7 protein-coding genes are annotated in these 19,158 nt (G+C 64.5%); 6 read left to right on the top strand and 1 reads right to left on the bottom strand.

Translation table 11 applies throughout. From position 1 onward, the window contains the following. The first annotated feature begins 479 nt into the window (after positions 1–479). From QTI24_RS24710 to QTI24_RS24685, 6 genes are all read left to right on the top strand, one after another. On the top strand, positions 480–2,150 hold the full coding sequence (locus QTI24_RS24710) for a SpoIIE family protein phosphatase (protein WP_286604008.1): 1,671 nt from the start codon (positions 480–482) through the stop codon (positions 2,148–2,150). Beyond that, on the top strand, positions 2,147–4,624 hold the full coding sequence (locus tag QTI24_RS24705; protein ID WP_286604007.1) for a response regulator: 2,478 nt from the start codon (positions 2,147–2,149) through the stop codon (positions 4,622–4,624). The genes QTI24_RS24710 and QTI24_RS24705 overlap by 4 nt, the downstream gene beginning before the upstream one ends. Before the next feature lie 35 nt (positions 4,625–4,659). Further along, the gene (locus tag QTI24_RS24700) at positions 4,660–4,800 is read left to right on the top strand and encodes a hypothetical protein (RefSeq protein WP_286604006.1); all 141 of its coding nucleotides are present in this window, start codon (positions 4,660–4,662) and stop codon (positions 4,798–4,800) included. A gap of 545 nt (positions 4,801–5,345) precedes the next feature. Beyond that, complete coding sequence (locus QTI24_RS24695; protein WP_286604005.1) at positions 5,346–8,798, top strand: Tc toxin subunit A-related protein; 3,453 nt, start codon at positions 5,346–5,348, stop codon at positions 8,796–8,798. A gap of 141 nt (positions 8,799–8,939) precedes the next feature. Further along, complete coding sequence (locus tag QTI24_RS24690) at positions 8,940–14,798, top strand: toxin TcdB middle/N-terminal domain-containing protein (protein ID WP_286604004.1); 5,859 nt, start codon at positions 8,940–8,942, stop codon at positions 14,796–14,798. A gap of 110 nt (positions 14,799–14,908) precedes the next feature. Continuing rightward, positions 14,909–17,596, top strand: a complete 2,688-nt coding sequence (locus tag QTI24_RS24685) for a TIR domain-containing protein (protein ID WP_286604032.1) — start codon at positions 14,909–14,911, stop codon at positions 17,594–17,596. A 245-nt stretch (positions 17,597–17,841) separates the two neighbouring features. On the opposite strand, the gene QTI24_RS24680 is transcribed toward QTI24_RS24685, so the two are convergent. Then, positions 17,842–19,101, bottom strand: a complete 1,260-nt coding sequence (locus QTI24_RS24680; protein ID WP_286604002.1) for a macro domain-containing protein — start codon at positions 19,099–19,101, stop codon at positions 17,842–17,844. Between the last annotated feature and the right edge of the window lie 57 nt (positions 19,102–19,158).

The raw sequence follows: 19,158 nt of genomic DNA, 5'->3' as shown, positions 1-19,158 counted from the left end.
TGACGAGCGGCCAATCGAGGTCCATCCAAAGGCAACCGGTTGCAGCTCGCAGCGGAACGCGCCCGCGAAGCAATCAAGCCGGGACGTGGACGTTGAGGCCCCTAAAAAGTTCTCTCCCGCCACTTAGAGGCAGGAGACAGGCCTGCGTTCAGTTTTCGGCTCTCGGGAGGCGCGGGTTAGACAGACCCCCCAGTCAATGGGTTTTGGCGACGGCGGGCTAGCCACGAGCTGATATGGCTTGATCCTGTCAAGAGCGCGAGCCGGTCTCTCCGGGGTGCCGGATTGCAAAATCGTTCGCGAATGCCGGATGGGGAACGCGACGGTGAGCGACGGTTGATCATGCTGATATGCGTGGATTGGCTACCGCGAGGCGGTCCTCGAGCTTGCCAACCGTCCCGGCGGCTCGGAGAATCCTTCCCGCACAGCACTTGCTGCTGGCAGACGCGATGAACCCCGACCCTGCCTCTCCCGTCGCGCTGGTGGTCGACGACGAGCCGGTGACCCGCCTGATGGTGAAGCGGTCGCTGGAGAACCTCGGCTGCGCTCCGGTCCTGGATGCCTCCGACGGGCTCGCCGCTCAGAAAGTCCTGCTCGAGCATCCGGAAATCGCCCTGGTGCTGACGGACATCATGATGCCTCGCATGGACGGGCTGGAACTCCTGCGCTGGGGGCGTCAGGCGGTCCCGGACGTGATGTGGATCGTGCTTTCAGGGCTGGAAACCTTCGATTCGGCCGTGACCGCGATCCGCCTCGGGGCCTTCGACTTCCTGCCCAAGTCGCCGCACTTGGAAGAGATGGGCGTCGCCGTGCGCAACGCGCTCGAACGACGGCAATTGCTGGCAGAACGCGAGCGGCTGCACCAGGAACTGCAGCGCAAGGTCCGCCAACTCGAAGAGACTTCCGAAGTGCTTCGTCGCGACCTCGAGCGGGCGGAGGTGATCCAGCGCGCGCTGCTGCCGCGCAGCCCGCCGCCGATGGAGGGCTACTGCATCCAGGCGGTCTACCGGCCGGGGCAGCACGTAGGCGGCGACCTCTACGACGTGGTGCGGCTGGGCGAGCGGCACCTCGCCTTCTATCTGGCCGACGCCACCGGTCACGGGGTGACCTCGGCGATGCTGTCGGTGCTGTTCAAGCAGCGGCTGGTGCTGGTGGACCGGGCGACGGGCCTCGCGCTGCCGCCGGCGGAGGTGTTGGCCGCGGTGAACCGCTCGATCTGCGAGGCGCACGCCGCGCCGGGCCTCTTCCTGACAGCCGTCTTTGGTCTGCTGGATTCGTCGGATGCGAGCCTCACTCTGGCGTCGGCGGGCCATCCGCCCGTGCTGCACGCGCGCGATGGTCGGGAGACGCGTCTGATTCGCAGAACAGGGCCCGCGCTCGGGCTGGCGCCGGACGCGCAGTTCCAGCAGGAGCGCCTCCAGCTCCTGGCGGGTGACCGCATCCTGCTCTACACCGACGGGCTCCTGCCCTCGGGGTCGGAGCGCGAACTGGACCTTCTGCAACAGGTGCTCGCCAAGCCGCTCGCCAGCGCGCAGGAAATGATGGCCCATCTTCACCGCGAAGCGCCGGCAGTCGCGGATCGGGATGACGTGACCATCCTGCTCATCGATGCGCATGCGGGCGCCTCGTGGTTCGACAACGGCGCCGAGGTCCCCGCGGCCAATGCCCATGGCGCCTTGCAGCCCGAGGACGACGTCGTCTTCCATGGCGAGGCGGACGGCGCCGCCTATCTTGCGTTGCGTGGCCGCGCCTCCTGGATGCAATGCGATGCCTTCCATGAGGCGGCGCTGAACGTTCTGGACGCCGCCCGCCCCCTGGTGCTGGACCTGTCCGGTTGCGAGTACATGGACAGCACTTGTCTCGGCACGGTGCACGAACTGGTCGCGCGGGGTGGTGTGTCGCTCACCGGCGTGGGGCCGGCGGTGCGCGCCCTGTTCGAAGAGCTGAGCATGCAACAGGTACTCGCCGCGATGCGCGATGACCTGCCTGATGCGCCCGAGCTCCACCCCCTGGGAACGGGTGGGGACGAAGCCACCATGCAGAGGCGGATCCTGCGTGCGCACGAGGCCCTCTCCGCGCTGAGCGAACGCAATCGCGAGGAGTTCAAGGAAGTCGTCGAGTCGCTGCGCGACGAGCAGGATGGGCCGAGATGACCGACGCCGTTCGCGTGCTGCATCTCGAGGACGACCCGGCCGACGCGGAGCTGATCCGGGGCAGGCTGCAGGGCGAGGATCTCACCTGCGACATCGTGTGGGTGCAAACCAGAGAGGACTTCATCGCCAACCTGCACCGGCAGGCCTTCGACCTCGTTCTGTCCGACTACGAGGTCGGCGGCCTGGAGATGCTGCAGTACGTGCGGCAGCAGCAGCCGGAGCTTGTGCTGATCGTGATCTCCGACAGGTTGATGACCGAGGAAGAGGCGGTGGAATGCATGAAGGCCGGCGCCACGGACTATGTCCTCAAGCAGCGGGTGCGACGGCTGGGTTTCTCGGTGCGGCGAGCGCTCGAGGAACAACGGCAGAGGGCGGCGCTGCGCCAGGCGGAAGAGAAGCTGCGTGCCCTGAACGCCGAGCTCGAAGCGCGCGTGCGCCTGCGCACCGCCGAACTGGAGACAGCCAATGCGTTCCTGAACTCGGTGATTCACCAGATCCCCTATCAGTTCATGGTCAAGGACGCCGTCGATCTGAAGCTCGTGCGCGTCAACCGCGCCCTCGAGGAACTGACGGGGCGCAGCGAAAAGGAACTGCTCGGCAAGACGGTTCACGACTTCGTCAGTTCCAAGGAGGAGGCCGATTTCTTCACGGCCAAGGACAAGGAGGCCCTGGCGCTGGGCCGCGAGGTCGACATCCCCGAGGAGACCTTGCATGCACACGACGGCAGCGTGCGGATCCTCCACGCGAAAAAGATTCCGATCCTCGATGAAGCCGGCCGGCCGCGCTACCTGCTGACCATGTCGGAAGACGTGACCGAGAGAAAGAAGAAGGAGCATGAGATCGAACGGCTGAACGCGGCCCTGGCGCACCGGAGCGCCGAGGTGGAAGCCGCCAACCGCGCCAAGGGCACCTTCCTGGCCACCATGAGCCACGAGATCAGGACGCCCATGAACGGCATGCTGGGCATGCTGGAGCTCCTGAGCCTGTCCGAGCTCGACACCGAACAGCGCGAGACGCTGGGGCTCGTGCGCGAATCGAGCCGGTCGCTGCTGCGCGTCATCGACGACATCCTCGACTTCTCGAAGATCGAGGCCGGCAAGCTGGAGGTCCGCCCGGAAGTCGTCTCGATCAAGCGCCTGATCGAGGAAGTTCACAGCATCTATCTGGGCAACGCCAGCAGCAAGGGCCTGATCGTGCGGCGCATGGTCGACACGCGGATCAGTCCGGCGCTGCGGGTCGATCCGGTGCGCCTGCGCCAGATCCTCAACAACTTCGTCAGCAACGCGATCAAGTTCACGTCCGAGGGCTGGATCGACATCAACGTGCAATGCCTGGGGCGCGCCGACGGACAGGAACGCCTGCGCTTCGAAGTGAAGGACACCGGCATCGGCATCTCGCCCGAAGACCAGGAGCGCCTGTTCCAGCCGTTCACCCAGGCGGAAGGCGACGCAGCGCGGCGAAGGCCGAGCGGCACCGGGCTGGGGCTGGTCATCTCCCGGCAACTGGCGCAGTTGATGGGTGGCTCGATCCGGCTCGACAGCGAGCACGGGAGGGGCACGACGATCACCTTGGAACTGTCGCTGCCCATCGCCGAGGCGCCGCCGGGTGGAGACAACGAGACGGCGGGTGCGCACTCGGTCGCTACGGCCGCGCGCCGCATGGCACCCAGCGCCGCGCAGGCCGAGACCGAAGGAACCCTGGTGCTGCTGGTCGATGACCACCCCGTCAACCGCATGCTGCTGATGCGCCAGGTGCGCGCCCTCGGCTACGCGGCCCAAACCGCGGACGACGGCGTGAAGGCCCTGGAGATGTGGAAGTCGGGCCGTTTCGGGCTGGTCATCACCGACTGCCACATGCCGCACATGGACGGCTACGACCTGGCGCGCAGCATCCGTGAGCTGGAGTCCGACGCGGGGCGCGAGCGTGTGCCAATCGTCGCCTGCACGGCGAATGCGATGCAGGGAGAGGCCGAATCGTGCCTGGCCGCCGGCATGGATGATTTCCTCGTCAAGCCGGTCGAATTGGCACAGCTCAGCGAAAAGCTCGATCGATGGCTGCCTCTTGCTGGTGCAACGCAGGCGCCCGCGGCACCTGCCGGCGCGAGCCGGAACGACGCCCCCTCCCCCAGTCCGATCGATGAGGCGCTCCTCACTGCGAAATGCACGGGCGACGCGTCGATGGTGGCCGAGGTTCTCGCGGCCTTCCGACAGACCTGCCAGGACGACTCGACCGCGCTCCGGCAGGCGGTGGCGGCCGAGGACGCTGCACAGAGCACCCAGTTCGCTCACCGCATGGCGGGTGCCGGCAAGATGGTCGGCGCACTTGCATTCGCGTCCGCCTGCGAAAACGTCGAGCGTGCCAGCCGGGGTGGCAATTGGAAGAACGTTGTCGCAGGAATGCCGGCGTTCGAGAATGAACTGATGAGCCTGGTCGCCTACTTTGAGCGCCACGGGAAACAGCAGATGCATTCCTGATCAATGTGGCGACAAGTGGCCGCCCGGCGATCCTCATGGCCCGCCCGGAAGCTCTGTGCATTGCGCCGCCGACCTTCGCCATGAAATGGTTGATGCCGCGCCTGCCGGGCTTTCAGGTCCTGCATGCGCAGTTGGAACTGCACATCAATACCAACGTGCAGCCGGTGGACGTTTGAGGCGGAGGATGTCGACATGCAACGGCCATCGGAACCGGATTCCGGGCCGCATGGCATTCCCGTCATGGACGAATGCGAGATTCTGGTCTGTTCGCCGCGCCTGGTGAGGTAGGCGTCGAAGAAAGTAAATCTGATACCGGCCACGCGCTGGTGCTGATCCGACAAGGCCCCCTTGCCCAGCAAGCTTGCAGGTGGCGCGCCGGTTCGTCGTGATGGCGAGACGCTGCGCAGACAGCCTCGGAGCCTGCCGAGTCAGCAACGCCACAAATGCACGAGAACCGAGATCACCCCCACTAGGAGGCGCTGCATTGCGTCTTCTCTTTGACAGGTCACTCCGTCTCGACGGCCCACACGACGATCATGCGCTTGGTACAGCGGTTCATGCCCGAGTTCGAGAATTGAATCGAATCGCCTTTATTTCAAAGGCCACAGCCTATCGGGGGCGCAACTTGCACCAGCTTCATTTCTTAGATGCTCCCTAGTTGTAGGGTTGTAGGGCCGAGGCTAGGCGTCTACAACTGGGCCGATCCGCGAAGGAGCAACCCATGGCACCGACATACCTGCACGAGAACCGCTATGCGTTCATAGTCGATGCCACGCGTGAGATGGCAAGAGCAAGCTATGAGGTGGACACGCCCGAATCCGCGTTTGAGCGCGACGTGCAACATCGCCTTGCCGCCGCACATCGACTCATGGCGTCGGGGCGGATAGCCGCAGCGCTGGAGGACTACCGAAGCTTGCGCGGCGTCATCGGCGCGGTGCTCTATCCGAAGATCCCTCCGTTCGTCGGCGTCAAGGCAGATTGGCGCAAGCTCGCCGACGCGGGAGTGGCCGAAGCCATACTGGTGAAGAGCGCGGAGATGCTCGACCGAACCCCGGCGCTTACGAGGTCGATTCCCGATACGTTCTCGTCGTCCATTCCTCTGGATGCGGAGGTCGCAAAGCTCTTCGCTCAGGTTGAGGCCGCAGGATTGGCTGATGCCGATGCCGGCGTGCGGGTGCCGTTGGCCGAGATGCAGAATGCCTTCGAAAGGGGCGACTACGCCGCCGCCGCGAAGGCAGCGGCCGGCGGCGCGGACCAGGCTAAGGATGCCGAGTTGCGCGCAGCGCTGCTGCACGATCAAGCCGTGCTACAGGCGCGCAGCGGAGAGGCATCGCAAGCCGTGCAAGTGATGGCCCAGAGCGCCGAAGCCTTCGGCGCAGCCGGCAAGCACGAAGCGCAGATCGAAGCCATGGAGGTGCTGGCGGAGATGCGCACCCGCGCCGGCGATGCCGACGGAGCCAAGCGCACTCTGGCACAGGCCGAAGAGTTGCGCATAAAGTTCTCCGTGTTTCCAGTAGTCACGAGAGGGCGGCTCGCGCTCGACACGAACGTGACGACGCCGAGCCGGCCCGTGAGGCCTGGCGTGGGAATCCTGCTGCCGAACACCCGCATCACGGGGGGTGCACTCACCCGCCCCACGGCCTCCACTGCCGTGGGCGCAGTGTCGCGCGCGGTCTCTTCCGCCGCCCTCGATGGCGCAGTTCAGTTGGTCTCTGCACAAACCTTTGCTGTGCGCGCATCGACGAAGGTCGTGACGGTGTACAACGAACAGCTCAAGCCGGTATCCGCCGCAGTGGGCGGTGGCGCATCTGCGGGTTTGGTGAAGTTCTACGAAAACCTGCGCGACACCAAGGACATCACGCTGTTGACAGGCTACCTCACGCACCACACGGTGACCGTGGCCTACTTGGCGCATATCGTTGGCTGGGTGCTGCCGATGGCTATCGGTGATTGCCATGAAGCGCTCGGTGCCTACGAGGATGCCGAGGCCGAATACCTGAGCACGCTGAAGTACAAATTTCTCAATCTGGCGGTGGAATCCGTTGTGCTCTGGCTGCGTCTGGCGGAGTTGTATCTGGATTGGGGCGACCGGCGGTACCGCGACGCCGCGAATGTGGTGGCCGATTTCGGCGAGGCCAAGAATATCTACGAACGCGTGCTACGGCTGGACGACACACTTGACGACGCCTCGCCGCTTTACGCGCATCCGACCTTTACGCCGATGAAGGCGCGCGCCGCGATCGTCGTACAGTCCACGCTGGTCGGGGGGCAACCTAACGTCGACAACCCGCGCGTCACGATGGCGCTCGGACGCGCCCGCATGCAACTGCGCAAGATTGCGGCTGAACTCAACTTCCTCGGCATGGGAGTGCACGTCCCACCGTTCAGCTGGGAGCATTTGCAGAACCTGGCGCGCTATTTTGCTCAGCACGCGGCGCAAGTCGAGCAGAGCTACATCCAGTTCAAGAGCTCTGGCGAGAACGAGTCGCTCCGCGAACAGCAGATGGCGCAGCAGGCCAGCGTCGCTGCCGCGTCGGTGGAGCTTGAGCGACGTGGGTTGGCTGAGACGCGCGAAGGCGTGGACGTGGCCAACGCGGGGCTGAACTACGCCACCGTGCAGCGTGACAACGCCACCGAGATGCGTGACCGCTTCAACGCTGTTCGCTGGGAACTGCAGGAACTCGAACGCCTGCAGGCTTGGGCCGGATCGACCGGCAACGACGAGGTCAGGCTCAACGTCGTTCACGCCACCTACTACAGCGCTGACAACAAACCGCGCAGCCATGTGCTGTTCGATCTGGCCAACCGGCGATCGCAGATCAGCCACGACCTCGAGGCCGCGCGGATGCAGAATGAGATAGACGCCGCCAACGCTTACCGCGGCATGGCGCAGCAGCAGGTCGAGCAGGCGCAGGCACGCGTTGCCGTGTCACAGCAGCGAGTGCAAATCGCCAGCTTACAGGCGCAGTATGCTCAGGAGAACCTTACCTTTCTCAAGGGCCGCGAATTCAGCGCCACCATGTGGTACGACCTGGCCCGCGAGTCGCGACGTATAGCGCAGCGCTACCAGGACATGGCCATCGAGGTAGCCGTGCTGATGGAGAAAGCCTACGAGGCCGAGACCGGCCGTGACCTGCGCAAGATCAAGCTCGACTACGGCCTCGACCAGCTCAATGGTCTGCTGGCGGCCGACGCGCTGCTGCTGGACATCGACTATTTCAGCCTCGACTTCGTGCGCACCAAGTCGAAGAAGGCGCCAATGAAGCAGACGCTTTCGCTGGCAGATCACTTTCCCATGGCCTTCGACCAACTTCTTCGCATGGGCCGCACGCTGTTCGAGACCACACTGGAGCACTTCGACCGCCGATACCCCGGCTTCTACCTGCAGAAGGTAAAGCAGGCAGAGTTGCTGTTCGTCGGCCTGGCCGGTACCGAAGGCGTGCATGGCACGCTTCGCAATATCGGGTTGTCGAGGTTCCGCCGCCGCGACGGCACGGTGGTCAACCAGCTCTACCCGGCCGACGTGATGCCGCTGACCGACTACGACGTGCGGCAGGACGCGGTGGTCTTCCAGCTCAGCACGAACGAGCTGCGCCTGTTCGAGAACAACGGCATTGCCACCGTCTGGCAACTCGAGGTGCCGAAGCACTCGAACACCTTCGACCTCAGGCAGATCCTCGATGTGCAGCTCGTGCTGTATTACGACGGCTTCTTCGACCCGGGCCTGGAACACAGCATCGTCGCTGCCTTGCCCGCGCAAGGCAGCGGGACACGCTCGTTTGCGCTGCGCCTGACCGCTCCAGACGAGTTGTTCTTCCTACGCAGCCAGGGCCAGGCTCAGCTGACCCTCGACGTCGGTTTGCTGCCCTTCAACCAAGCGGATCCGCAACTGCGCAGCTATTTTCTGCAGTCCCGCGGCAGCGCCGCGGCCGGCCTGAAGGTGCGTGCCGACTGGTTGGGGCTCGGCGCCGGACACCTTTTCGAGCTCGACGCGGATGGCAACGCCGACGGCGCGGTTTTCGCCGCCCCGAGCGGCCGTACGCTTTTCGACACCGTGAGCTTCAGTGTGAGCGCGGCCGACAACCCTCAGCTTGTGAAAGACGGTGTGCTCGATCTCGGCGGGCTGGAGGATTTGGCACTCTTCGTCGACTACACATACACGTTCCGCACTTGAACGCGAGCGAGGAGCGAACATGACTCATCTCAGGTCCAAGCCCGTCCCCGCGTGCCGCGAAACATGGTCGGTGCAGTGCTCTTCAATACGCACGCATGCGGGCATCGCGACTCGGCTGATTCATCTTGCGGAGAATCGATCTTGACAAAGTCAGCCACAGCGCAGACCGCAGTCTCGCCGCCCTCGGGGTCGGGCAACGTCGCCGGCATGGGTGAGGCCTTTTCGCTGGATTTGAACAGTGGGCAAGGCAACTTCAGCGTGCCGTTCGAAGTGCCCGACGGGGTGGCCGGGCTCAAGCCTCGCGTCAAGCTCGAATATGCCCATGGTCAGGCGAACGGACCGTTTGGTCTGGGTTGGCGCCTGCCACTGCGCCAGATCGACCGCCGGCTTGACCTGGGCGTTCCGAATGGCGGCAGCGTCGAAACCTATCTCGACAGCGGCGCCGAACTGCGCCGCGGCGCTGATGGCGTGTACCGCGCGTTGCGCGAGACTGCGTTTTCATTCTACGAATTCGACAGCGGGCATTGGGTGGTGCATGAACGCGACGGGTCGCGTTTTGTTCTCGGCGCCAGCGCGAACGCCCGCGTGGCCGACCCCGATCACCCCGAGCGCGTGCAGAGCTGGTTTCTCGAGCGGCAGGAAGACGCGCATGGCAATGCGGTCGACTATGTCTACGAACGACACGCCGGCTATCCCTACCTGGCCGAGATCCGCTACGCCCGATTCGTCGTGCGCCTGGCCTACGAGGAGCGCCCTGACGTTCTGCGTAACGGCCGCGCAGGGTTCGAGCGCTTGATCGCCCGGCGTTGCCGCAGCGTTGCGCTGCATCTGGCCGGCGACGACCGAGAGGTCCGGCGCCTCACCCTCACCTACACGGCCTCACCCGGTACCGGCGTCTCGCTGCTCAGCGCGTTGCAGCTGGCCGGTTTTTCCAACGGCCTGCCGGCGGTTGTGAAAAACCCGCTCGTGCTCTCCTACGAAACTTTTGATGCCGGCGCGGTGCAGATCCGCTTCATCGACTCCGCCGCCGGTCACGCGCCACCGCGCGCTCTCAACGACCCCGATACTGCACTGCTTGCGCTCGGTAGTCTGCCGCTTCCTGGCGTGGTGGAGAATCACAACGGCCGGCTCTACTACTGGCCGAACGACGGCCGCGGAAGCTGGGCCTCGGCTCGGCCGCTGACGCAAACGGTGCCTCAGGCATCGTCGTTTGCCAGCGACGGCATACAGTTCATCGATATCGACGGCAACGGCACAGCCGACATGTTGGTTGGCGTCGGGCAGGCGCCGCTGCAGGGCTACTATCCGAACGACGGCGGCGCGGGTTTCGGCGCCTTCATCGCCTATCCGCGCGCCGCGCCCCAGCGGCCGCCGTTCGAGAGTGGGCGCGCACGCTTGGCAGACCTCGACGGCGATGGCGTGATCGACGCCATGCTGTCAACGAGGCGCGGTCTCGTCAGCTACCGCAACCGCGGGCGCGAAGGCTGGGAGCTGCCGGTGGCCAGCGACCACGTCGCCGATGTAGACCTCGCCGACCCGCTGACCTTTCTGGCCGACATGACAGGCGACGGCCTGCCTGATCTGGTGCAGGTTCGCTCGGGCCAAGTGAGCTACCGCCTCAATCTAGGCCTCGGCCGTTTCGGCGAACCGGTCTTGATGGCGGGCAGCCCCCGGCTGGCCAGCCGCACCGGCCGGGCCGAACAGATCCTGCTCGCCGACATCGACGGCGATGGCTGCAGCGACATCGTGCGCCTCTTGCCTGACCGGCTCGAGCTCTATCTCAACAGATCCGGCCAAGGCTTTGCCGCGCCGGTGGTCGTCAATGTTCTGCCGCCGGCCCTGGCCGGGACCGTGCGCACCGTCGACTTCTTCGGGAACGGTAGTGCCGGGCTGCTCTACAACAGTCTTCGTCAGGGCCGCACGACCTATGTGCATGTCGGCTGGTCCCGCGGCGCGCCTGCCTACGGCCTGCGCGAGGTGGACAACGGCAACGGGCTAGTCAGCGAGATTCACTACAGCAGCGCCGTCGAGATGGCACTTCGCGACCTTGACGCGGGACATCCCTGGCCAAACGCCCTGCCCTTTCCATTGTGGGTGGTGGAGCGCACGCTGGAAGTCGACCGCGTGCGGGGCCGTACGACTGAATTGCATTACCGGTACCACGAAGGCCGCTACGACACGCGGCAGCGCCGCTTCCAGGGATTCCGCGTTGTCGAGAAGAAGGAACTCGGCGACGAGAGCCGGGCATCTGTACTCACGCGCCACACCTTCCTTGCCGACCAGGCCCAAGCGCCAGGACATACGCGCGCCCACGCCCATCTCGACCGCCTGCTCGCACGCGTCGAGGTCTTCAGCGAGGACGGCACGCCCGACGCCGAGCGGCCCTGGCGCGTGGAAGAAAGCGAGTACGGACTGAGCGAACTCGAGGTGCTGCCCGACGGCGAGCCGCGTGTCTTCGTCTATGCAGAGCGCACCCGCAAGCGTCACATCGAACGCGGCAACGACGAACGAGTAGAGGAGCGTCGCTTCGCCTACGACTCGGCGGGCAACCTCGTCCGCGAGGTTGCCCGCGGTTATGGCATTCGTGGTGGCGCAGCGGTGCCGGAGAAGCAGGTCGATACGCGCGTCGAATACGCGCACGACCCTGCCCGGCGCGTATTCAAGATGGCGCGCACCGTCAAGCGCGACGCCGCCGGCTCCCTGCTGCTCGAACTGCGCCGCCACTACGATGGGATCGCCGACGCGGGCCTACCGCTGGGCGAGTTGACGCTTGGGCGCATGGTGCGCGAAGAGCACCTTGTGCTGGACCTCCCCTCCTACTCAGCGCACTACGGCGCAATGGACGCAGCGTCGCTGGGCCATGCACTGCAGCCGGACGCAGACGGTGCGCCGGCCGTCTTCGCGATCGACAAGCGGCTGACCTACACGGCGCAGGGGAACGTGGCGAGCGAGACCACGGGCACCGGCCGCCGCACCGAGAAGCGCTACGACGCCGATGGTCTGCACGTGGTGGAGGAAATCGCCAACAGCCTGTCGAGCCCGCGCGTACCCGACCCCGTAACAGGCAAGCCTCTCGAACTCCGGTCTCCAGGCGGCGCGCAGGTACGGATGGTCTATGACGCCTTCGGCCGCCTCACTCACTTCATGCAGGCCGACGATACCGAAGTGAACGCGACGCGCACCCTCGCCTACGACGATACCAGCGTCCCGAATGCTGTGCGCACCAGTTACCGCATAGATGCGGCGCGCCGTGCCGTATCGGTGGCGTACTACGACGGAACGGCGCAAGAGGTGCAACGCCGGGTGCAACGCGCTCCCGGCGACGTGCAGGTCAGCGCCTGGCTTGTGCACAACCCCTGGCGCCAGACCCAGGCTGAGTTCGAGCCGACCATGACCGCTTCTCTGGATTTCGCGGTTCCCGATCTTTCTGGCCCAGTTCGCCGCACGTTCTTCGACGGCGAGGGCCGGCCAGTGGCCAGTATCAATTACAACGGCGCTCGCTGCCAAGGGCGCTACACACCGTTCGAGATCCACTTGGCCGATGCGCACGATCTAGACCCGACACATCCGCAGGCGGACACTCCGCGCGTGGAGGAGGTTGATGTCTGGAACCATCGCACGATGGTCACCGAGAACACCCCTGCCGGGCCGGAGACACTGCGCTACGAGGTTGGGCTGTTCGGCGAACTGCTGGCGATACGCGACGCCTTCGGCGGCGAGATCGCACGCTACACCTACGACTGCCGCGGGCAACGGCTGAGCGTCGATCATCGCGATACCGGACGGCGCGAGCAGTGGTTCAACAGCCAAGGCGAAATCGTGCGCACCCGCGATGCCGCTGGCCACGAAGTCGAGGTGGACCGGGACGGAGAGGGTCGAATCACCGAAGTGCGGCACAACGCCGCCGTCGTCGAGTCTTTCGTCTACGACGACATCACGCCCGGTGCGGACGGACGGCTCATTGAGGCGCGCTACGCCAACGGCCGTCAGCGTTTCGCCTACAGCTTGCGCGGATTCCTCGTCGAGCACCTGATCGAGGTTGCCGGTCAGCCGTTCACGCTGCGCTATGAGCGCGACGACCTGGGGCACCAGCTAGCCTTGACCTACGCTGACGGGACGCGCATCACGCGCCATCATGACGACAGTGGCCAGGTGCGGCGCATTGATGGGATCGTCGATGCCGTGACTTACAGCGCACGGAACCTGCCCACCCGGATCGATTTCGCCAACGGCGTCCATACCGAGATCGTCTATGCCCCGGGTGTTGGCCACGTGGAGCGCCAGCGCACGGTCGGCCCGGGCGGCATGGTGCTGGAGGACGCGACCTACGGCTACGACGCGATGATGCAACTGCTCTCGCTCGACGACGCCGCACCCAGCCAGACGCGGCAGCTGCACTACGAATACGACGCGCTGCAGCAACTCACCCGCGTCAGCGGTACCGATCCAGGCGGTACGTTCGATCATCTGTACAGCTATCTCGGTCGGGGACGGCTCTCGAGCCACGGCGAATCGGGTTGGCTGCTCCGCTACAACGATCCGATTCGGCCAGACCGCCTGAGCACGATCAACCTTGCCAACGGAGCTGCCGCCGCCATCAACTACGACGCCAACGGCAACATCGTTCAGATGCCGGGTCGGCATTGCGAGTTCGATTTCAAGAACCACCTGACGCGCGTGACGCTCGATGACGGCACGGTGATCGACTACGACTACGACTATCGCGGAAACCGCGTGCGACGCAGGGTCACGCGGCAGGGCTCCACCACCGAGAGTATTCACTTAGGTCGGATGACCGAGATCCGCGGCGGATTGCATACCAATTTCGCAATCTTCGACCGCCGCCGCGTGGCGCTGCGTCAGGGGGCGGCTACACGCTGGATCCACGTCGATCCGCTGGGTAGCGCCAACCTCTTCAGTGACGAGGCGGGGACGCGTATCGTTCAGACCGCCTATCTGCCCTTCGGCACCGAGCGGCGCCACGTAGCAGCAGCGCCGCTTTTGCGCATCTTTGCGCTCCACGACGTGGATGACGAGACTGGCCTCATCTACATGGGCCACCGCTGGTATTCGCCGCAGGCCGGGCGCTTCCTCACGCCTGACGCGTTGTACCTGCTGCAGCCTGAGAAAAGCGACGGAGACCCGGCCCCACTGCACCTGTATGCCTATGCGGGTAACAACCCGATCAACCATGTCGACCCGGAAGGCTTGTCATTCTGGAGCGTGGTCGGCGCTATCGTCGGTGTGATCGTCGGCGTCGTGATTGCAGTCGCGGTGGTGGCAGCCTTCGCGACCGGAATCGGGTTTGGCATCCTCGCCGTGATCGGCGTGATCGGCTTGGTCACGGTGAGCTACGTGGTCGCGCACAGCAACCAGGGCAGCGCGCTCGGCGAATTCTTCCGCGGCTTCATGATCGGGCTGAACGCCGGGATGAACGCTGCCTTCTTGACAATGATGGGCTTCGGCGTCGTCGGTCTCTTCGTCGGCGTGGTCGTCTTCATGGCGTCGATCGACAGCGTGGCGAACAACGAGGTCTACCAAGGCATCTTAGGGTGGTCGAACTGGCTGATGCCGATGTCATGGCTGGTTCTTGGACTGGGAGCGGCCATGTGGGTGCTCAACGGGCTTGGTCACCTGATCTTCTGGACGATTCCCAACTTGTGGGGTGGTGGGATTCAGTTCTTCCGTATCACGGGCTTCCGTATGGACTGGTCCACAGGCATGCTCGCCACACGGGGCGGATGGGTGTCCAATCTCAATACTATTGACACCGCCTACAACATGGGCGCCTTCGCCTACGTGGACAGCAGTTCGACGGGCTGGCACCTTGACCACGAAGCCGGACACAACTTGAGCCTGGGTGCATTCGGCAGCATCTTCCACTTCGTTGGCTTCATCCATGAGATGGCCACACCTGCCGGTTCCAGCGCGCTGTCTGAGCAGATTGCCGAAGGCAATGATCCTTCGGGAACAGGCCCATCCGTGCCAATGTGGTCGTAGTCGGGGCAATCGAACCTCGCAGTTGGAGCGCAGCCGCAGGCCATTCGGAATCGACAATTCTGGAGGTCATTTCTCTTGTCGAAGATCTACGTCGAGGGGCAGTTTTCGTGATGGAACCGAATGGGCGTCGATACGACCTTTTCATCAGCTATTCGACCGATCCGGACGCGGAACTGACGCGCGATCTCGAGCGCTTCCTCGAAGGGTTCCACCGCCTGCCAACGCCCGAGCGACTGCCGTTGCGCGCGCTGCGGGTGTGCCGCGACGGCAGCGACTTCAGCCTGGCACAACTGCGCCGCCAAGCGGCCGGCGACGACGACGCGGTAACAAGTCTGATCCGCGGCTACCTCGCGCAGTCCGAGCAGTTGCTAGTAGTCTGCTCGCGCCGCGCCCGCGAGTCGCGCTGGGTCGATCTCGAAACTCGTTGGTTTCTCGAGCAACGCGGCCCTGGGCAGGTTCTATTGGCCGTTTCCGAGGGCGTCGATCCCGGCGCCGAGCCGGCCGACATCTTTCCTGCCGCTGCGATGGAGGCAGGGCTGCACCGCAAGCCTTGGTACGACCTGCGGGGGTTCGATGCGAAGGCCGCGCGCTCCTTCCGCAAGGTCAAACATTTTGAGGACGAGAAGGTTCGGCTCGCGGCGGACCTCAACGGGCATTCGGCCGGCGAAGTGCAGCCGGTGTGGTTCCGCGAGCAACGACGTCGGCGGCAGAACCGCCGCCTTGTTGGCGTCGGCGTGCTGTCTGCGGCAGCGGTCCTCGTATTGTTTGCGATATACCAACTGACTGTGGCGCGCCGCGAGGAAGGGCTGAAGCAGATCGCGCTGGCCTACGAGCTGCTCTACCGTAAACCATCGGCGGCGCTCCTGCATGCTCACCGTGCCAGCGAACTGCTGCGCGACGAGCAGACGGCGCGCGCTGCACTCAAGGCGGCCTACAAGGTCGCTCTGCTGCATCAGCACAATCGGCGCGAGACGGCCCAAATGACGGGCAGCGGTTCGGCCTACCTGGCCGGCCGCTGGAAGCAGGGCGACGTCTACGCGACGGCGAGCCTGGACGGCCGCCACCAGCTCGTCGTGACTGAACGCGGCGACAGCGGCGCCAATCCCCCAGGAGACGTCTATCTCGTGAATAACGAGTCGCTGCGGAGCGTGAAACTCGAGTCCTGTGCGTCGGACACGCGGCGGGTCGAGGACGCCGCCTTCGACGTTGCGAGCGAGCGCATCTTCGTCAGCCGACATTACGACGTGAACGTCTATGACCTCGCCGGCCGCTGCGTGCAACGGATCGCTATGAGCTGCTGCACTAAGTCGCCGGTGCATCTGGTGCGAGGCTTGCTGGGTGAGCGCTACGCGATCGTCGCCGAAACGAAGGGCGGGCTGTGGCTGGTCGATGTCACGGTGCCATCGCCGAGGGTGGAAAAGATCCAGCTGCAGCGCGAGTTCCACGCCGATGCCGCGGTGAGGGCTGTATTGTCTGCGGACCGTCAGCGCGCGGCGGTGGTGTTCGAGTCCGGACGTGCGGCTTTGGTGCGCGCGCCGGTCGGTGACAAGGCACAGCTTCAGGACTTGACGAAGCAAGACGCACTCTTCGCCGCTTTCGACCCGGTCGATCAAGAGCAGCTGGTCGTCACCGGCCGGGACGGCATACTGCACCGATACGATGTCGGCGGCGCGGCGCCGGTGAAGCGCGCCGACACCAAGATCGCCGAAACGGCAATCGACGACATTAGCTTCTCGGACGACGGCACCCGGCTTCTCGCAGCAGGCGAGAACGGCTCAATGTACGTCGTCGAACGCTCGAGCGGCAACGTCCTGTCGACTATCCGCGAAACCGAAGGCATCGACTGGGCGTTGGCTCGGGCAGTGCCAGGTGAGCCAGAGTCACTACACCCGCAGCGCGTCGACGCGCTGCCGACCCTGCCGATCGACGACCCGGTGCTCGCGACCGCGCGAAGGCTCAGGGGTGCTGGACATGAGTGGGCGGTTGTCAAGACGTCGGGGGACGTTCTCGCTGGGCACGCCACCTACCTGCTCGATCAGGCTCGCGGACTAGCGTACGCCGTATCTTCGACCGACACGCAAACGGTGGAATCACAAGGCGAGTTGATCTGGCTAAAGAGCGCAACTTCATTCATGTCGAATGCGCTTGCGGGGCCGGTACTGCGCGTCGACGGCGGCGCGGCCACCTACTATCCGGCGCGGGACGTTTGGGTGAGCGCATTGGCGCCGCACGAAGGCATTGTCTACCTCGGGACGAGCCGCGGCCTGTATGCGCTCAAGGGCAGCGCGCTCATGCGCATTTCGCGGCCGACTTGGGACGTGCGGGGACTCTATCCGATTGATAGCCGGCTCTGGGTAACCACGGGGCGGCAGGGCGGCTACGTGATCGATCACGGGCGGTTGTATCGTGTGACCGAGCCGTTTGCGCGCATCCGCTCGGTCAAGGTGGTCGACGGCCGGATCTGGATGCTTAGCCAAAGCTCGTCCGGGGATTCCCTGCAATTGGGCGGTCCGGCGTACCGGGTGGACGGCTATCTAGCGCAGCCATTGCCGCACTCGGGGGTTGCGGTGGCGGATGTCGTTTTGGCCGCCGGCCGAGTCTGGCTCGCGGGGCAGCCCGGCTTGTATGTAGTCGACGGCTTGGACGTGCGGCCGGTGCCAGGTATCTCGGAAGAGGTGACCGGCATCGAGGCAGGCGTGGGTGGGCTCGAGGTCAGCACCAAGGTTCAGCGTTGGCCATATGCGGATGGGCCACGGTATCTGGTGGATCCGCAATCGCTGGCGGTGCGCAAGCGCTAAGGCTCCATCGCAGTAGCGGTCGAGGGCCGACTTACGCGACGGTGGCGCTTGCGTCTCAGAACGCCAGCTAGTAGTCCCTGGACGCCGCAGACGCGCCCGGCCTGATCGTCAATACCACGCTGTACAACAACGGACGCCGGCCCGCGTGGCTATTCGAGAGGACGCTGCCCTGATCTCACGCACTCGGTAGGCGCGACGCTTGTCGGCGCCCTCCGTCTCGGGCCGCCCTGGAACAGGACATACGATCACTGGGGTGGGGTCTTCTTGGAGGCTGGCCTGCGTGACACCGGGCTTTCGGCCGCAAGTTCCAAGACCTGAGATTGAAGCCCTTGGTAAGCCGTCACGCGTTCATCGGCTTCCAGGAACTCCTGGCAAACCCCGAGTTCCTTGTCGGTGTAGGTAAGGAAGTAGGCCCTGCGAAACGTGCCGCCCGGGTTTCTCGCCAAATACTCGATGGCTGCGTTCAGCAAAGGCTTGACCCGGTCTTCCAGCACGGCGCCTCTCCGAGAGCGCGTTGCCATCAATGGGAACAGGATCGATGCCCCCTTGCCTGGCTCGCCATCCTCCTCCATCGAGGTCTTGAGCGCATTCACGATGCATCGAGAGACCTGATCGATCGGAATGTAGCCTTGGCCGACCTGTCCGTAGTTCGCCGCCATGTGAAAGATGCGCTTGACCTTGTGAGTGCCCTGCATGGCGCCCGAGGTGGTGGCGAGAACCGTGGCAGGGTCCACAGTGGTCCGGCCATTCATCTTGTCTTCCAGGGCCTTGGCAATCGTGTCGGTCTTGATCTGCCCGTTGTCCGGATCCTTCTCGGCTCCGAGGTAGCGGATGATGCCGGAGATCGAGTTTTCGAACGGCCGGGCCATTTGCATGCTGGTGTTCTCGGGATTTACCCAGACATCAATGTCCGTGACGTTTTGGATATCCCCGGTGATCAGTCCCACGCGGACGTCCTCGTTTTCCTTGAGGGACCATTCGAATCTCTCCGTCCTGTCTATGGGGCTTCCCTCAGGTTCGATGTTGAGATCGAGAACCGAGTGAACGGGACTGTCGTTGCGTCGCTGCCTCAGTCCGTTGCGTATGATGTCGCGAATGCGGCCCTTGGCTTGCTCGACGCTCGCGAACTTGCCCTGGTCGTATTCGATGACTTGCATTCCCTGAATGTTGAAAGGAATCACCGTTCCCTTGCGACGGATCAGCACCGTCACTCCCTTGGCCAGCGCGTGCCGAATGCCAAGCTCGTAGTAGACGTTGGCGTTGGACGTGGTGATGTCAACCACGACGATGTCGTCCTGATAGATGTGCTCGAACATCTTCTCGTGGATCGAACCCGCCTCTTCGATTTCATCGCACCGGATGCACTCGACGCCCAAGTCTTCGATGGCCTTCTTGAAGAAGTGGCGGTAGATGTCATCGAAGTCGATCTCATTGCCATCGGGATCCTTCTTTTCTCCGAACGGCATCACCACGAAGCATTTGCGCTTGCGTTCCGAGAACCTCATTTGACGCCTCCTGTGCTTGCCTCGCGGAGTTTGCGCTTCGCTTTCACGACAGCGCAT

It is taken from the genome of Variovorax sp. J22P240, assembly GCF_030316855.1.
In the GTDB taxonomy this organism is placed as follows: Bacteria; Pseudomonadota; Gammaproteobacteria; order Burkholderiales; family Burkholderiaceae_C; genus Variovorax.
The sequence above is the reverse complement of the archived record's forward strand: the minus strand, read 5'-3'. Positions and strand labels throughout refer to the sequence as shown.